14 protein-coding genes and 1 pseudogene are annotated in these 14,691 nt (G+C 61.5%); 11 read left to right on the top strand and 4 right to left on the bottom strand.

Annotated features, from left to right (window positions below; translation table 11 throughout):
• Positions 1-23 precede the first annotated feature (23 nt).
• Positions 24-887 (top strand): hypothetical protein, encoded by an 864-nt coding sequence (locus tag QP381_RS08220; RefSeq protein WP_285068407.1) that lies wholly within the window; start codon positions 24-26, stop codon positions 885-887.
• Between the two features lie 95 nt (positions 888-982).
• On the opposite strand, the gene QP381_RS08215 is transcribed toward QP381_RS08220, so the two are convergent.
• Entirely contained in the window at positions 983-1,783 is an 801-nt protein-coding gene (locus QP381_RS08215; RefSeq protein ID WP_006680446.1) for an HAD family hydrolase, read from the bottom strand.
• 231 nt (positions 1,784-2,014) lie between these two features.
• Here QP381_RS08215 and QP381_RS08210 point away from each other — a divergent pair, with 231 nt between their 5' ends.
• From QP381_RS08210 to QP381_RS08175, 8 genes and pseudogenes are all read left to right on the top strand, one after another.
• Positions 2,015-3,052: a hypothetical protein gene (locus QP381_RS08210; RefSeq protein ID WP_006680445.1), complete on the top strand. Its 1,038-nt coding sequence runs from the start codon at positions 2,015-2,017 to the stop codon at positions 3,050-3,052.
• 29 nt (positions 3,053-3,081) lie between these two features.
• The gene (locus QP381_RS08205; RefSeq protein WP_285068405.1) at positions 3,082-4,347 is read left to right on the top strand and encodes a TadA family conjugal transfer-associated ATPase; all 1,266 of its coding nucleotides are present in this window, start codon (positions 3,082-3,084) and stop codon (positions 4,345-4,347) included.
• The gene (locus QP381_RS08200) at positions 4,344-5,588 is read left to right on the top strand and encodes a type II secretion system F family protein (RefSeq protein ID WP_285068403.1); all 1,245 of its coding nucleotides are present in this window, start codon (positions 4,344-4,346) and stop codon (positions 5,586-5,588) included. The genes QP381_RS08205 and QP381_RS08200 overlap by 4 nt, the downstream gene beginning before the upstream one ends.
• A 163-nt stretch (positions 5,589-5,751) precedes the next feature.
• Positions 5,752-5,997, top strand: coding sequence for a DUF4244 domain-containing protein (locus tag QP381_RS08195; protein WP_103632943.1), 246 nt, complete (start codon positions 5,752-5,754; stop codon positions 5,995-5,997).
• Between the two features lie 212 nt (positions 5,998-6,209).
• The gene (locus tag QP381_RS08190) at positions 6,210-6,539 is read left to right on the top strand and encodes a hypothetical protein (RefSeq protein ID WP_179370022.1); all 330 of its coding nucleotides are present in this window, start codon (positions 6,210-6,212) and stop codon (positions 6,537-6,539) included.
• A 44-nt stretch (positions 6,540-6,583) separates the two neighbouring features.
• Positions 6,584-6,943 carry an Rv3654c family TadE-like protein gene (locus QP381_RS08185; RefSeq protein ID WP_006680440.1) on the top strand — a complete coding sequence of 120 codons (360 nt, stop codon included), beginning with the start codon at positions 6,584-6,586 and terminating at the stop codon, positions 6,941-6,943.
• A 481-nt stretch (positions 6,944-7,424) separates the two neighbouring features.
• Positions 7,425-8,541 (top strand): annotated as a pseudogene (locus QP381_RS08180) (IS1249 family transposase).
• A gap of 99 nt (positions 8,542-8,640) precedes the next feature.
• Positions 8,641-9,840 (top strand): MBL fold metallo-hydrolase RNA specificity domain-containing protein, encoded by a 1,200-nt coding sequence (locus QP381_RS08175; RefSeq protein WP_442953411.1) that lies wholly within the window; start codon positions 8,641-8,643, stop codon positions 9,838-9,840.
• An 83-nt stretch (positions 9,841-9,923) separates the two neighbouring features.
• Here QP381_RS08175 and QP381_RS08170 read toward each other — a convergent pair whose 3' ends face one another.
• Entirely contained in the window at positions 9,924-11,324 is a 1,401-nt protein-coding gene (locus QP381_RS08170; protein WP_101628805.1) for a GntP family permease, read from the bottom strand.
• 42 nt (positions 11,325-11,366) lie between these two features.
• Entirely contained in the window at positions 11,367-11,909 is a 543-nt protein-coding gene (locus QP381_RS08165) for a gluconokinase (RefSeq protein WP_243381328.1), read from the bottom strand.
• A gap of 141 nt (positions 11,910-12,050) precedes the next feature.
• On the opposite strand from QP381_RS08165, the gene QP381_RS08160 reads away from it, so the two are divergent.
• Together QP381_RS08160 and gndA are read left to right on the top strand one after the other, a co-directional pair.
• On the top strand, positions 12,051-12,764 hold the full coding sequence (locus QP381_RS08160) for a FadR/GntR family transcriptional regulator (protein WP_285068399.1): 714 nt from the start codon (positions 12,051-12,053) through the stop codon (positions 12,762-12,764).
• A gap of 76 nt (positions 12,765-12,840) precedes the next feature.
• Positions 12,841-14,307 carry an NADP-dependent phosphogluconate dehydrogenase gene (gndA, locus tag QP381_RS08155; protein WP_101628802.1) on the top strand — a complete coding sequence of 489 codons (1,467 nt, stop codon included), beginning with the start codon at positions 12,841-12,843 and terminating at the stop codon, positions 14,305-14,307.
• A 30-nt stretch (positions 14,308-14,337) separates the two neighbouring features.
• Here gndA and QP381_RS08150 read toward each other — a convergent pair.
• Positions 14,338-14,691, bottom strand: a 354-nt coding sequence (locus QP381_RS08150) for a hypothetical protein (RefSeq protein WP_442953410.1), incomplete at its 5' end; no start/stop codon positions are given.

Below are 14,691 nucleotides of genomic sequence, written 5' to 3'. Positions count from 1 at the left end.
CCACCGGTTAGTAGTCTGAAGAAGTGACTATCGATTCCCTTGTTGACCCCACGCTTGCCGTCATCGCCGGTGCGAGTGCCCGCGAAGAAGTACGTTTGGCTTGCGAGGACGCCTTGAAGGCGTTTACCACGTTGCGCTTTCACGAGGGATTGCGTCGCGGTTGGGAAGAAGCTCGCGCCGAGGCGTCAGTCCGTGAGGCAGCAGCGATTGCGATCCTGTGTGGCGCCAGAACACATGTTGACGACATGCGTATCGCCTCAATGAATGACGCGCCTTGGTCTGCTGTCACCGATGAACGCACCGGATCGGGTGCCACCCGCGATCCAGCGATGGACCTGGCACTGGGGATTTGGAGGTCCCAAGCGAACCTCAGGGCAGGTTTTGCCCCTTTAAACGCTCGAGTTCCCACCCGAAAAACCCCTCGGCCACTTCCGGCCCTGATCGCGGGACTCCACCGAGATGCCTGTTCCGGCCTCGTCGAATCGGGAAGACTCGATGTTGGACACGTAGCAATTCCGCACGACGGCGGTGCGCTCGCATATGCGATGACGCTGATCAACGGGCAATTACCGGCGCTTGTGAAAGCAGCCTGCCTGGTTGCGCACTTCCGGTTTCGCACCGTCTTTGATCCAGCATCTGGCGCGGTCGGGTATGGGCTTGCGCGATGGCTTCTGGTCACCCAAGGAGTTGAACCCACGGGCGTCGCAGTGATTTCAGCCTTCGATGCTGAGAACCAAGCGGAAGCCTCGCGCGCGCTCGGCGGTTGGGTGGCTGCCAGCGAGGAAAGCGTTGCCAGGTGGCTTGTTCATTCGATACGCGCATTCGAATACGGCGCGAAGATCGGCGCTGACATTGCTTTCCACGTCCAAGCTGGCAGGCTCAGCTAGATCGCAAGGCTCGTCAAGTACAAGCAGGTCCGACAGTAGGCGATTCAAAAGGCGACTTAGCCCAGAAACCCGCAGGTGACACGTTGCCCTAGTAGTTAGGCGCGCTTTGCTGTCACATACCCTACGGCTGCCGCGCCAATCGCCACACCCGCGCCGATCATGGCAAGCGTGCGACGCGACGGCGTGGGAATCGTTCGGTGCACAGCTGCGGTCGAAGTGAAACGCATGATCTCCCACCCGTTCTTCACGGCTGCCTCACGCAAGCCCTTGTCGGGGTTGACGGCGATCGGGTGGCCGACGGCAGACAGTAGAGGAATATCGGAAACAGAATCGGAGTACGCCCAGCATTCATCCATATTCCACCCGCGTTTGGCGGCAAGCTCTTTGCAGGCCGCCGCCTTGTTCGCCGCCTGGTTGTAGTGGAGCACGGTGCCCGTGTACTCACCGTCGTCATTCACTTCAGCGATCGAGCCGAGACAGGCATCAGCACCCAGCATCTTGCCAATCGGGCGAACGATTTCAATGACAGATGCGGACGCAACAACAACGGGTCGCATCTGGTCATGATGGAACTGGATTTCTTCGAGTGCCTGCGTGAAACACACCGGGTCAATCGCGTGGCTGATGGAGGATTCAACGGTCGCTTCAAGGAGGGAAGCATTCATGCCTTTGGCCAGGTCACCGATCGCTTCAGCCATCTTGTCCATCCGCTTTTCATCTGCGCCTTTGAGCAGGTAGGGAAGCTGGACGAGGACGGACATGGCGGCAGCTCGGCGCGACAGGAGGCCGGCGTCAACGAAGGAGCTCTGAAGAGCAATCGAGGACGACGTGGCAAGGATCGTCTTATCAAGATCAAAGAAGGCAGCTGAATTTCGCTGAAGCGGGGGTTGAATCATCACATGCTCCTTGCCATTCGAGGGTCAGCGGGACGGATTAGAGTCGGCACTGACGTATTTGGTGAAATTGCAGGGCTTGTGACCCCGCTTATCCACAGGTCGATTGGTATCAGATTAGTCTTCCACAATTTCACTACGCTCACGTGGAATCTGCCTGTTCGCAGTGCAAGAGTGCGTCCAACGAGTCGGGTCTTTTCAGTGGGGCTCGGCGGGTGTGTTGGAGGAAACTCGATGGGTAAACGCAATACTTTCATCCGGGGTGCTCGGCGTGGGCTGGGCAGATTCGGGACGGTGAAGCCAGAGTATGCGCCCTGCACTGCGCGTCTGATTCTCGACGGTCTTACCCGCAACGATGAGCGCTTCGTGCGTCGCATGATTGCGCGCGAGCACGTGGACATCCAGGTGGGTGATGCGCACTCGTGGCTCGAGGACGCAGACGAACGAGGCCGGACACCTTACTCTTCGCCTCTTCTTGTTATTGCCGGACCGTACGCGATTGGCAGACTGGGAAGCACCCGCATCGAAGTAGGAGCTCACGGCCAATTCCGCCTTCCTGAAGACGAGGACCTTCTTCGCGCCATCCTTCGTGAACACGCTGGACAACCGCGCGAAGAAACGGAAGCTACAGCATTGTCTTCAACGCATCCATCCCGCCCATGTATCTGCGTTGCTGGGTGGAACGGAGGAGTCGGGACCAGCTCGATTGCGCACCAACTCGCGCATGAGCGCGGCCTCGTACTCATTGACGCAAGCGGACACGCACCAGCCCCATCGTGCGCAGACCTACCGGAGAGCCGTGGCGTGCGATGGGCGGATCTGGCGTACGGGGAAGTAGCGTATTCACCCGAACTTGCGCGCACCCTGCCCATCGTTCAACGCGTCAGCGTGTTAACGGGGGATGGGCTTGGGGTCGCTACGCCACTGGACTCTCGCTTAGGCGCGGTCATTTCAAGTCTGAACGAAGCCGGACACGGGTGCGTAGTTGACTGTGGACGGTGGGACGAGAGGTCGGCCGCCTGCGTGGGTGCACATGCGAGCGCACTCGTATTGATCGGACGAGCAGACCGCCAGGGCGCCACCCAGTGCGCGTGCTCGTTGACGTTGTGGCCACTTCAGTCTTGCCTGCCCTGCGTATTGCTGACTACGACGGGGAATAGTGGGAATATCCGCGCGCTGACTAACGCCCCGGTCTTGACGCTCAAGCGAGCACTACAGGCGCACTGTCGTCGCCTGTTCTGCGAGCTTGGAATCGGTGAGGGTGCGCTCTGATGTTCTTCACGCCCCACGCACCCAAAAGCATGCCTCGTCAGAAAGCTCAGAATCCGCCCGAAGACGGATGGCGACTGAGCCGTCAAGAAATTGAAGAGCGAACACTGCGGCACCTGGCAACACACGGTGACCTCGAAAAAGCCGTCGCAGAAAGCGCTCGCCCCGGCGCGGGCGTCGACGAAATGCGACACCTTCAAGAAAGAATCCGAACTCTCGCGCAGGGAACCGGGCCGGAAGTCGCCCGCCTACTGGCAATCAACGGAGTCACCGACGTGCTCATTAACTCCACTCACGCGTGGATCGACCGCGGTTTTGGGTTGGAAGAACGCGAGTTTTCACATTCAACGGACGCCCAAACGCGCGCCCTCGCTGTACACATGGCGGCCGCCTGCGGGAAACGCCTTGACGATGCCAGTCCCATCGTTGACGGAACACTCGAAGGAGGAATCCGACTCCACGCTGTCCTTCCCGCCCCCAGCGCATCCGGGACACTCATCTCGCTGAGAACCCCGCGCGCTCGCGGGATGGGACTGAGTGAAATGGAGGAGTGCGGGTCGGTTGCTCCCGTTGTGGCTCAGGTGCTTCGCGCATTGTGTGCTTGTCGTGCCAACGTTCTGATTTCCGGGGCAACCGGCAGCGGAAAAACGACGCTTCTTTCAGCCCTGCTGTCGCTTGTCCCTAACGACGAGCGAATCGTGTGTATCGAAGAAATTCCGGAACTCCACCCGGATCACGCTCACGCTGTATCCCTTGTCGAACGGCACCCGAATGTGCAGGGCAAGGGTGGGATCAGTCTGTCGGAGCTCGTGCGAGCAGCCATGCGAATGAGGCCCGACCGTCTGATTCTTGGTGAATGTCGTGGTCCGGAAGTTCGCGATGTCATGCTCGCGTTCAACACTGGGCACGACGGCGGATGGGCCACCCTGCACGCAAACTCTGCCGAGGATGTTCCCGCCCGATTACATGCGCTGGGAGGCCTTGCGGGACTCAGTGATTCCGCGGTCATTAACCAATCGGTCGCAGCGTTTGATGCGGTTATTCATATGCGTCGCAGTGCCATAAAACCCCAGGTTTCTCAGCCGTCTGACGAAGCAGAGCCGCACACTGATGCGTCTTACGCGGAACAGGCTCAGCTACCCGGGCGATGGGTCGGGCAAATCGGCATATTGAAACGTCAGGGCGGTGAGCTTGAGTGTGAGCTTGCGCTTGAGGTGAGCCAAGACGGGACAGCCCATTTCGGTAGCGCTTGGACTGACATACAGCGCCTGTGCGGGCTGGACGGCGGTGCGCCATGATCAGCCTTGTTGGCTGCTGCGTCGCAGTCACTACCTGGATTCTTCTTGAGTATGCCCAGGTCAGACATGAAAAGAACCTGGTGAAAGCGTGGGGTAAAACAGTCGGAATCAAGAAGTCATCGCACGATCGCGACAATGCTGGACGCTCCAGCGTCTCTTCTGTGCCGGGTAGTTTGGCTCGACGCCACCGAAGCACTCCGTGGCGTTCGCCGCTCACACAGCTAGATGGTGCGCGCCTTGCCCTTCTTGTCGCGGACGTGGCCGGCAGATTGCGTGGCGGTGCGCCGACCGGTGCTGCTTGGGAGACTTCGTGGAAACGGTTCATTCCCGATGTGGTGTTCGGTGGAATTGACGAAGTAGGGACGCCCCTGGTCTTGACAGACATCATCGGCTTGAAAAGCATCGGGAACCGTATTCCCCGTTCTCTGAAGGAAGCGAGTCTTGAAAGGTGGATACGTTCCGTTCAGGGTAGAGGGGTTATTCATGCCTCAAAGGCGCTGGATTCAGCTTGCCGTTTAAGCGGAGCAACGGGCGCTCCACTGGCACATATCCTCGATGCGGTTGCCGATGGTTTAGAAGATGCAGAGGCCGTGGAAGAAGCTCGCCGGATCGCATCAGAAGGCTCCCGCATGTCAACACGAATCCTTCTGGCAATGCCACTTATGGGAGTGACAGCAGCGCAAGCGTTGGGCGCTGAGCCCTTGAAACAGTTTGTTTCGGGCGGAATCGGAACTGTTCTGGCAATTGTAGGGCTCACGTGCATGGTCGGCGCCTACTTTCTGAGCCACTACCTGATGGGAAGGGCTCGCGGTAAAGAAGAAACAATTGATCCTGCTCTTGCCTGCGATCTTGCGCGAGCTGTCCTTGAATCAGGTGCAGCAATCCCCAGCGTGATCGAATCGTTAGGTGAGGCGACCCGTGATGATCAGCTTGCCCGAATCGGGCGCGAGCTACGGCTCGGAGTGTCATGGGAACGAGCTTGGGAAGAGAGAGCCGCAGACCAGCTTGCGCTTGCTCTTCACTCGGCGTGGGTCGATGGGATCGCTCCAGACGACTTGCTGTCTCGCACTGCTCGCCAGATACGTGCTCGTCGTCTTGCAGAAGCGAGGACTCGCGCTGAAGCGCTCGGCGTGACGCTTGTTATCCCCCTTGGGTCCCTGCTGTTACCAGCCTTCTTGGCGCTCGGGTTAGGGCCGATCGTTGTTCATCTGATGGGCGACGGGATTATCGGACTTGGGTAAAGAAGCATGTTTTCGCCTCCGTCACCCTGAGTTATTCACAGGCCAATCTCTGGGCCAGAACTTATCCACACAATCGCTTTCGTCCGTTCGCAAAGTTCGAGCAGACATTTGACCATTGAACTCCCGGAGAACACTCGGGGTCATCGGACAAAAGGAGAACATCATGTTAGACACGCTCACGACAAAGACGATCGAGGGGCAACTGGCGGTGCATGACGCCACGTCGGCGCTCGTCACGAAAGTCATGCCGAAGGGTAACCAGGACTTAGAAGAAGGCTCGACGACAGTCGAGTATGCAATCGGTGCGGTTGCCACTGCTGGATTGGCTGGACTCCTGATTGTCGTTTTGAAGTCCGGAGTCGTGAAAGGACTGCTTCAAAACATCATCACTCAGGCGCTGTCATTGTGAGTACTGACGTGGAAGTGGGGAGGGGTATATACCCCTCCCCACGGGGAATCGAAAGGAAACCGCCTTGGCCGGGTCAGCGCCTGTGGAAACGAGGGCTCGAAAAGGTGCGATTCGCCTGGTGTGTGCGTGGAGATGCGCATTTCAGGCACTTCCGTGCTCGTGTAGCCGATGGGGCAAAACAGACGCGGCGGAGTCGCGATGAAACAGGTTCAGTGACGGTCGAATTGGCAATTGGTTGTGTTGCCATCGCATTGATGCTGGCGCTGGTGCTCGGTGTTGCCTCCACAGTGTTGGCGCGTCAGAGCTTGTGCCATTCGGCAAGTGAAGCAGCGCGTGCCGCGATGATGGGAGTAGCGAATCCAACCCAAGTTGGAGCTACAGCGTTGGGCTCTCTTGCCCAAAAAGGGGCAAGTGTTTCAGTTGTCGAAAACGGTGAGTGGGTTGAAGCTCGCGCCACGTATTCAAGGCATGCGATTTCAGGACTGACCATTGGTGACAACACATGCATGATCAGAGCCAAAAAGGACTCGTTGGTGCCATGAGAACGTGCACTACACCGCCTGATCGGCAACCTTGTAGACGAGCGATGGAAAAGGAAGAGGGCTCGGGCACGATCCTCGTTACCGCTATCTGTGCGCTGGTGTTGATCTGCCTGCTGGTCATTGTGTTCGCCGGTGCACTCTATTCGGCGAAAGCTCGTCTGAATGCGATCGCCGACCTTGGAGCGCTCGCGGGTGCGGATGCGTCGGCGACTGCGCAGTGGGAAGACGTGGGGTCCAGACCGTGTGAGCTGGCGGGCGACGTGGTGGCTCGTAATGATGCGGATCTCGAGAGTTGCGAAGTGGTCGAGTCGGATACCCGAATTGTTGTCAGACAGTCGGTTGTTGTCATGAATATTCCGGTGACGCTACGTTCCCGTGCGCGTGGTGGGCCTGTGAACGAGTGAGGTGAACGTGAGAACTGATGTTTGAAGGGAACAAAAACTCCCAGAGAACTTTAAGGAAGACTCAATGGTTTCTCAAGGAGAGCTCGTTACTGTTGTAGACATCAAGAGGAAAGCAGATGCGAAGAAAATGGACGCTTCGTAACTGACGGAAAGGGCGCTATTCGAAGACTTGACTGTGTTGATGGGATACCACGAGGGGCTAGGCCGTAAGGCCTAGCCCCTCGTGGTATCTAAGCTACGTTGTTTATGTGTGGTTGCACCAGTGAGTATCTGGTTGCCGATAGAGGCTGATGGTTTGGGTTATACGACAAAATGTGTGGCATTTTTGGTGACTTTTCGTTGTTTTGGTGCGGGAAAGTCTGTGTTGAAGTTGGTGTGGGGCAACTTGGAGGTTGGACAAAATGTGTGGCATTGAGGCTTGTTTTTCGTTGTTTTGGAGCGGAAAAGTCGGGTTTTAAGTTGATGTGTTTGCTTGGGAGATATGAGAGCTCCCGTTTGCCCTGTGTGCGCCCAGTCAATGAATCGCAATGGAAGAACGTCTGCTGGACGAGTCAGGTGGAGGTGTCGGGGGTGTAATTCCTCGATGGTGCAACGTATCGACTCGGGAGCTAAAGACTTATCAGCGTTCCTTAACTGGCTGTTGTCAGGGACAACCCTCAAAGAGCTTCCCGGTGAGGGCAGATCCTTCCAGAGGCGTTGCCAGGCGTTGTGGAGCTATTGGGCCTTGCCACCCATCACTGACCAGGTCCATGACGTCATCTACGTTGATGGCATCCATCTAGGGCGCAAAGCTGTTGTTCTGATTGCCCGAAGCGATGAGTATGTGTTGGGCTGGTATGCGGCAAGAGCGGAGAAAGCAAGCGCGTGGGAAGCGTTAATGAGCCGTATCGCCCCGCCCTTGTTGGTGGTCACTGATGGGGGAAGCGGGTTTGAGAAGGCGCGCAAGAACATCTGGCCTACTACCGTGGTGCAGCGGTGCACCTTCCACGCTTTTGTCAATATCCGAAGTGCCACCACCACTCGCCCGCGACTACAGGCCAGTCAAGAGCTCTACGCTCTAGGTAAGAGCCTGATTCGGACGAAAACCGCGCCTGAGGCCTCAGAGTGGCTCGCAGCCTACATTGGGTGGGCTCAACGGTGGGAGGACTTCCTTGCCCAACGCACGCTCACTCCAGATGGGGGCTGGGTTCCCACGCATGCTCGGCTGGTAAGCCCGTCGCACTCTTAACCGTCTGATCAGCACGGGCACTTTGTTTGCTTTCCTTGACCCCAGTTGGGATCGGCCCATGCCTGCAATGACCAACCGCATTGAGGGGGCGACAAATGCCCCTCTTCGTCAGATGCTGCCCGATCACCGTGGTCTGAGCCTTACTAGGCGGATCAAAGCAATTTTCTGGTGGTGCTACATGCACACTGAGCACCCACTACCACCAGCTCAAATCCTCAAAACGATGCCAACAGATGCTGACATTGAAGCCGCCTATCAAACTATCCACCCCGCAGAGATCAAAACAACGAGCCTGCCCCAATGGGGAGACGCCATCACCTGGCAAGACCTCCACCACAACACCAGCCCATACACCAACCCCTGGGACTAAACGAACCAGGACCCCAAATGCCACACATTTTGTCGTATAACCCCGGACTTCCCGGTCCCTCCCGCCTCGATCACCGACGTCCTGCTCACCCACGCGCATATGGACCACACCGGCTACCTGCCGCGCCTGGTGAAGAACGGATTCTCGGGGGCGATTTGGGGAACGGACACGACCCTCGCGCTGGCCGAGATCGTCCTGCGCGACTCGGCCCATCTTCAGGAGCGGGATGCGGAGTACACGAACGCGCACGGATTCTCACGTCACGAGAAGGCGCAGCCCCTGTACCGGATCGGCTACGTCAAACGCACCCTGCCGCTGTTCCGCTCGGTCGAGTTCGACCGTCCGCTCGAGCTCGGCGACGGCTTGGAGGCCCGATGGACGAGGGCGGGGCACATCCTCGGATCCGGGTCGATCCGACTCGCCACCCCGGAGGGATCCATCCTCTTCTCCGGCGACCTCGGGCGTTCGACGCACCCCGTGCTGCGCAGCCATGAGATCCCCGAGGGCGCCGACCTCGTCCTCGTCGAGTCGACCTACGGCGACCGCGAGCACCCCGAGCCCGAGGGCCCTGCGCACGAAGCCTTCGCCGAGGCGATCCGCTCGGCCGTCGATGCGGGAGGATCGGTCCTCGTCCCGGCTTTCGCCGTGGACCGGACCGAAGTCGTCCTCCTGGCGCTCGACGAGATGAGCGCCGAGGGGCGGATCCCGCGGGTGCCCGTTTTCGTCGATTCCCCGATGGCGCTCGCATCACTGGAGATCTATCGGGCCCGTTCGCAGGCGGAGGAGCTGAGCGAGGGCGCACGGGGATTGCGCCTGCCCCACCTCGAGCTTCACGAATTGCGCAGCGTCGACGAATCGAAGAGCCTCAACGCCTTCTCCCGCCCATCGATCATCATTTCGGCCTCGGGGATGGCCACCGGCGGCCGCGTTCTTCATCATCTGGCCCGGATGCTCCCCGATGAGCGCAACTGCGTCGTCCTCACGGGGTACCAAGCCGTCGGCACTCGTGGCCGTTCCCTGGCCGAGGGAGCCCCCTGCGTGAAGATGCTCGGCACCGAGGTCGCCGTGCGCGCCCGGATCGTCAAGGACGAGGAGTTCTCCGTGCATGCGGACGCATCGGAGTTGATCGATTGGGTCGGGGCCCTGCGTCCTCGGCCCCGGAAGGTACTGACGGTCCACGGCGAGAAGGAGTTCGCCGAGGCCCTCGCAGTGCGCTTGGCGCAGGAGCTGACTCTCGAGGCGATGCCCGGGCGCGCGAATCACAGGATCGTTCTCGCGGAGTTCCTCTCCGCTGAATGAGGAGGCCGGGTCTGCGCCTGCTGAGGGTCGGCCTCGGACCCGGCCTTCTGTCCTTCCGCGCGCATCCGCGCGGGGGCTCGCGATCAGAGGACCCCGAGGATCGCTCCGATGAGGAAGACCATGACGCCTGCGACGATCGAGAGGAGCGTCTCCATGAGCGACCACGTCTTGAGGGTCTCGCCGACCGTCATGCCGAAGTACTCCTTGACGAGCCAGAATCCCGCGTCGTTGACGTGCGAGAGGAACACGGAGCCGGCACCGATGGCGAGGACGAGGAGGCCGGCCTCGACCGGTGGCATGGCGCCTGCGAGGGGGGCCATGATGCCTGCAGCCGTAATCGTCGCCACGGTCGCAGACCCCGTTGCCAGGCGAACGGCGACGGCGACGAGCCAGCCGGCGATGAGTGCCGGGACGGAGGCCTGTTCGATCCAGATTGCGATGACGTCGGCGATGCCGGAGTCGACGAGGGTCTGTTTGAAGCCGCCGCCGGCGCCCACGATGAGGAGGATCCCCGCGATCGGGCCGAGCGAGGCGCCGACGATCGTTGAGATCTCGTCGGCCTTACGGCCGGGCGCCACGCCGAAGGCGAGGATCGCGACGATCACGGTGATGAGGAGGGCGACGATCGGCTGGCCGAGGAACTCCGCGCAGGTGTAGAGCAGCGTCTCCTTGGCGGAGCCCATCAGAGTCTCCACGAGGGTGCGGCCGAGCATGAGGAGAACGGGGAGGAGGACGACGAAGATCGAGATGGCGAACGAGGGGCGCTTCTGCGGCTCGGTGATGGTCGATTCGCCGCCGAGAGGGGCCGGGGCCTCGATCGGAACCCACCGGGCCATGACGCGGGCGGCGATGGGCCCTGCGATGATGACGGTCGGGATGGCGACGAGGAGGCCGAGGCCGAGTGTGATGCCGAGGTCGGCACCGAGGGCGTCGATCGCGATGAGCGGGCCGGGGTGAGGCGGTACGAGGCCGTGCAGGGCGGACAGGCCGGCGAGCGCGGGCACGCCCACGAGGATCAGCGGTTGCTCGGCCCTGCGTGCGACGAGCATGACCACCGGGATGAGCAGAACGATGCCGACTTCGAAGAAGAGGGGGATGCCGACGACGAAGGCGATGAGCGCCATCGCCCAGGGAAGTCGGGAGACGGGGGTCTTGTCGAGGATCGTGTCGACGATACGATCGGCGCCGCCGGATTCGATGAGGAGTTTGCCGATGATCGCGCCGAAGGCGATGAGGGTGCCGACGCCTCCGACGGTCGAGCCGAGGCCCGTCGAGAAGGATGTGAAGGTGTCGGTCAAGGGGATGCCTGCGACGAGGGCGAGGACGGCCGAGCCGAGCGTCAGGGCCAGGAAGGGGTGGACCTTCTTCCAGACGATTAGGACGATGATCGTCGTGATGCCTGCGAGGGCTGCGCCGACGAGCTGCAGTTCATTGTCGGAGTGCACGACTGCCTTGGCGGCTGCTCCGAGAAGGGGTGACATCATGAATTCCTCCATTGGAAAGTGATGATCCTGTGCGAATGGTGATCAGCGGGCGATGGCGACGCCCGCGCTCTCAAGTGCGTCGAGTACGGCGGCGAGGGTCTGTTCCGGGGTTTCGCGCGATTCGATGACGATGCCGTCCTCGTCGGGCTTGAGGGGCTCGAGGGTCGCGAACTGGGAGGGGAGGAGCTGCGGGGGCATGAAGTGCCCTTCACGCTGTTCCATGCGTTCGCGCAGGGCCTCCTGTTCTGCAACAAGGTGGACGAAGAGCACGCGACCCTTCGCTTCGGAAAGGAGATCGCGGTAGACGCGTTTGAGGGCCGAGCAGGTGACGATGGAGCAGCTCTGCTTGTCCACTTGCGCGCTCATCCAATCGCGCAGGCTCCTGAGCCAGGGCCAACGGTCTTCGTCGCTGAGGGGGGTGCCCGCAGACATCTTGACGATGTTCGCTTCGGGGTGGAAGTCGTCGGCTTCGGCGAGGGGCCACGATGTCAGAGCGGCCAGTGAAGCTGCGGCGGTCGTCTTTCCGCTGCCGGCAACGCCCATCACGACGAGGTGGGTCAGCGATGATTCGCGAGTGTCGTCCACGGCTCCTCCTAAATATGACATCTTCGTCCATGTAGTACGTTTATAGTACCGAATACGTCATACATTTCAAGAAGGAGGAAAGTCCCATAGATCACAGACCTATAATGATTGGCGCAGAAGCCTCAACAAAAGGAGCTCAACGTGTCCCCCTCGCTCCACAGTGATGTTTTCGAGGCGCTCGGACGCAGGATCGCCGCAGGCGATCTACCGATCGGCGGCGCGCTCACACTCGAATGGATCCAGACGGAGTTCGGGGTCTCACGCAGCATCGCCCGCGAGTGCGTGAAGTCGCTCGAATCCATGGGGCTCATCGAATCCCGCAGACGCGCAGGGATCCTGATCCGCCCCGCGTCCGAGTGGGATGCGCTCTCACCGACCCTGATCCGCTGGCAGCTCGATGCCGATCCACGAGGGCCCAAACTCGGCGCCCTCAACGAGATGCGCGCCGCCATCGAACCGGTCGCAGCGGCTGCGGCCGCGCGCCGGGCCACCGAGAGCGAACGCACCCGGATCCTCGAACTCGCCGCACGATTGCGGGCCGAGGGCGCGAAGGACGACCTCACCGATTTTCTCGCCACCGACATCAAGCTTCATTCGGCAATCCTCGCCGCAAGCCACAACGACACCTTCTACGCGCTGAGGGAGCTCGTCGCCGAGGTCCTGGCCGGGCGCACGCGCCTCGGCCTCTACCCCGCCCACCCCGAGCCGATCGCCCTCGACCTCCACGACGAGGTCGCGCGCGCCATCGCCACCGGTTCCTCCGAAGCAGCCGAAGACGCGATGCGCGCCCTCGTCGCCGAAGTCCGCGAAGCCCTCCTCGAAAAAGGGCTGCGCGGGTTCCTCACCACGGACTGACCCCTCACCCCAGCATCGATGCCCCGGTGAGGAGTCCGCCGCCCGCGCATCGCGGCGGCGGACGGAAAGGCAAGACATGACCACCGCACCAAACCGCCTCCCCCGCGCCGACATCGGCGTTTACGGACTCGGCGTCATGGGGACGAGCCTCGCCCGCAACCTGGCCCATCACGGCCACGAGGTCGCCCTCTTCAACTACACGCCCGATCTCACGGAGCGCTTCGTCAACGACTACTCCCACGAGGGGCTCTTCCGTCCCGCTCGGGACATCGAAGGCTTCACTGCCTCCCTCAAGACCCCGAGGGTCGTTCTCGTGATGGTCCCCGCCGGCGCCGCGACGGAATCCGTCGTCAACCAGCTCAGATCCGTCCTCTCCCCCGGCGACATCATCATTGACGGGGGCAACGCCTTCTATCCCGACACGATCCGCCGCGAGAAAGCTTTACGGACTGAAGGGATCCACTTCGTCGGGATGGGGGTGTCCGGAGGGGAGGAGGGCGCCCTGGAGGGGCCTTCGCTCATGCCCGGAGGAGCCGACGAGTCCTACACGCGGATCGGCCCCCTCCTCGAAGACATCGCCGCCCAAGTCGACGGCCGCCCCTGCTGCGCCCACGTCGGCCCCGACGGAGCCGGGCACTTCGTCAAGATGGTGCACAACGGCATCGAATACGCCGACATGCAGGTGATCGCCGAGGCATACGATCTCCTCCGTCGTATCGGAGGCCTCAGCATCGATGAGATCGCCGAAGTCTTCCGAAGCTGGAGGCGTACCGAACTCGACTCCTACCTCATCGACATCACCGCCGAGGTCTTGGATCAGGTCGATTCGAGGACCGGCCGGCCCCTCATCGACGTCATCGTCGATCAAGCCGGTCAGAAGGGCACCGGCGTCTGGTCCTCGCAAACCGCGCTCGACCACGGCGTCCCGGTGCCAGCGATCGCCGAAGCGACCTTCGCCCGCTCCGCCTCCTCGGCGATCGCCCAGCGCACCGCCCTTCGCAATGCGGACATCACCCCGGGAACCGCCGAACGGACTCCCGCCAACCGTGCGGCCTTTGTCGAATCCGTGCGCATGGCCCTGTACGGCGCCAAGATCGCCGCCTACGCTCAGGGCTTCCATGAGATCGCAACGGCCTCCGAACTCAACGGCTGGAACATCAACCTCGCACAGATCGCGAGGATCTGGCGGGGAGGCTGCATCATTCGCGCCCGCTTCCTCGACGACATCGCCTCCGCATACGAGGACGAACCCGCCTTGCCCTCTCTGCTCACCGCTCCCGCATTCGCCTCGGCGCTTGAGAAGGCACTCCCCGCATGGCGCAGGCTCGCCGCCGACGCGATTCTCGCGGGCGTGCCCGCCCCCGTGTTCGCCTCAGGTCTGGCCTACATCGATTCGTTGAGGTCCGAGCGCCTTCCGGCTGCCCTCATTCAGGGGCAGCGCGATTTCTTCGGCGCGCACGGCTACCGGCGCATCGACGACCCCGGCACGACCCACCACGTCCTGTGGGCTGAAGAAAGGCGCCCCGAAGTCCGTCAAAAGTGACCCCCTCGGCGCCCGGGCGGGGCGCTCCCCTTATTCGAACGGAACGCTCCGCCCTCGCACCACCTGTGCGAGGCGCGCGCGGGGGACATCGGCGACCTCCTGCACCGCGTGAAGGAACTCGGCGTGGGCAAGACGCGCCTCGTCCTCGTCCTCAGCGGTGAAGCGCAAGGTGACGCGCGCCTGTCCGGCCTCGATCCCAATGTCGAAGGATTCCAGACGCCGCACCCGCCGCGCCGCGGTCTCGACTTCCTGCGGAGCGCGGCCGGGATGGAGCGTCGAGACCGTGAGGCTCGTCCGGAAAGAGGGCATGGGGGAAGCGGGTTTGAGAAGGCGCGCAAGAACATCTGGCCTACTACCGTGGTGCAGCGGTGCACCTTCCACGCT

Origin of the sequence: Pauljensenia sp. UMB6358 (genome assembly GCF_030216865.1) — a bacterium.
Lineage (GTDB): Bacteria > Actinomycetota > Actinomycetes > Actinomycetales > Actinomycetaceae > Pauljensenia > Pauljensenia turicensis_A.
The sequence above is the reverse complement of the archived record's forward strand: the minus strand, read 5'-3'. Positions and strand labels throughout refer to the sequence as shown.

What these genes read in the sequence shown, in the direction of transcription:
- QP381_RS08215 (WP_006680446.1), bottom strand. Translation starts at nt 1,783, where the DNA reads ATGATTCAACCCCCGCTTCAGCGAAATTCAGCTGCCTTCTTTGATCTT.
- QP381_RS08210 (WP_006680445.1), top strand. Translation starts at nt 2,015, where the DNA reads ATGGGTAAACGCAATACTTTCATCCGGGGTGCTCGGCGTGGGCTGGGC.
- QP381_RS08205 (WP_285068405.1), top strand. Translation starts at nt 3,082, where the DNA reads ATGCCTCGTCAGAAAGCTCAGAATCCGCCCGAAGACGGATGGCGACTG.
- QP381_RS08200 (WP_285068403.1), top strand. Translation starts at nt 4,344, where the DNA reads ATGATCAGCCTTGTTGGCTGCTGCGTCGCAGTCACTACCTGGATTCTT.
- QP381_RS08195 (WP_103632943.1), top strand. Translation starts at nt 5,752, where the DNA reads ATGTTAGACACGCTCACGACAAAGACGATCGAGGGGCAACTGGCGGTG.
- QP381_RS08185 (WP_006680440.1), top strand. Translation starts at nt 6,584, where the DNA reads ATGGAAAAGGAAGAGGGCTCGGGCACGATCCTCGTTACCGCTATCTGT.
- QP381_RS08175 (WP_442953411.1), top strand. Translation starts at nt 8,641, where the DNA reads ATGGACCACACCGGCTACCTGCCGCGCCTGGTGAAGAACGGATTCTCG.
- QP381_RS08170 (WP_101628805.1), bottom strand. Translation starts at nt 11,324, where the DNA reads ATGATGTCACCCCTTCTCGGAGCAGCCGCCAAGGCAGTCGTGCACTCC.
- gndA (WP_101628802.1), top strand. Translation starts at nt 12,841, where the DNA reads ATGACCACCGCACCAAACCGCCTCCCCCGCGCCGACATCGGCGTTTAC.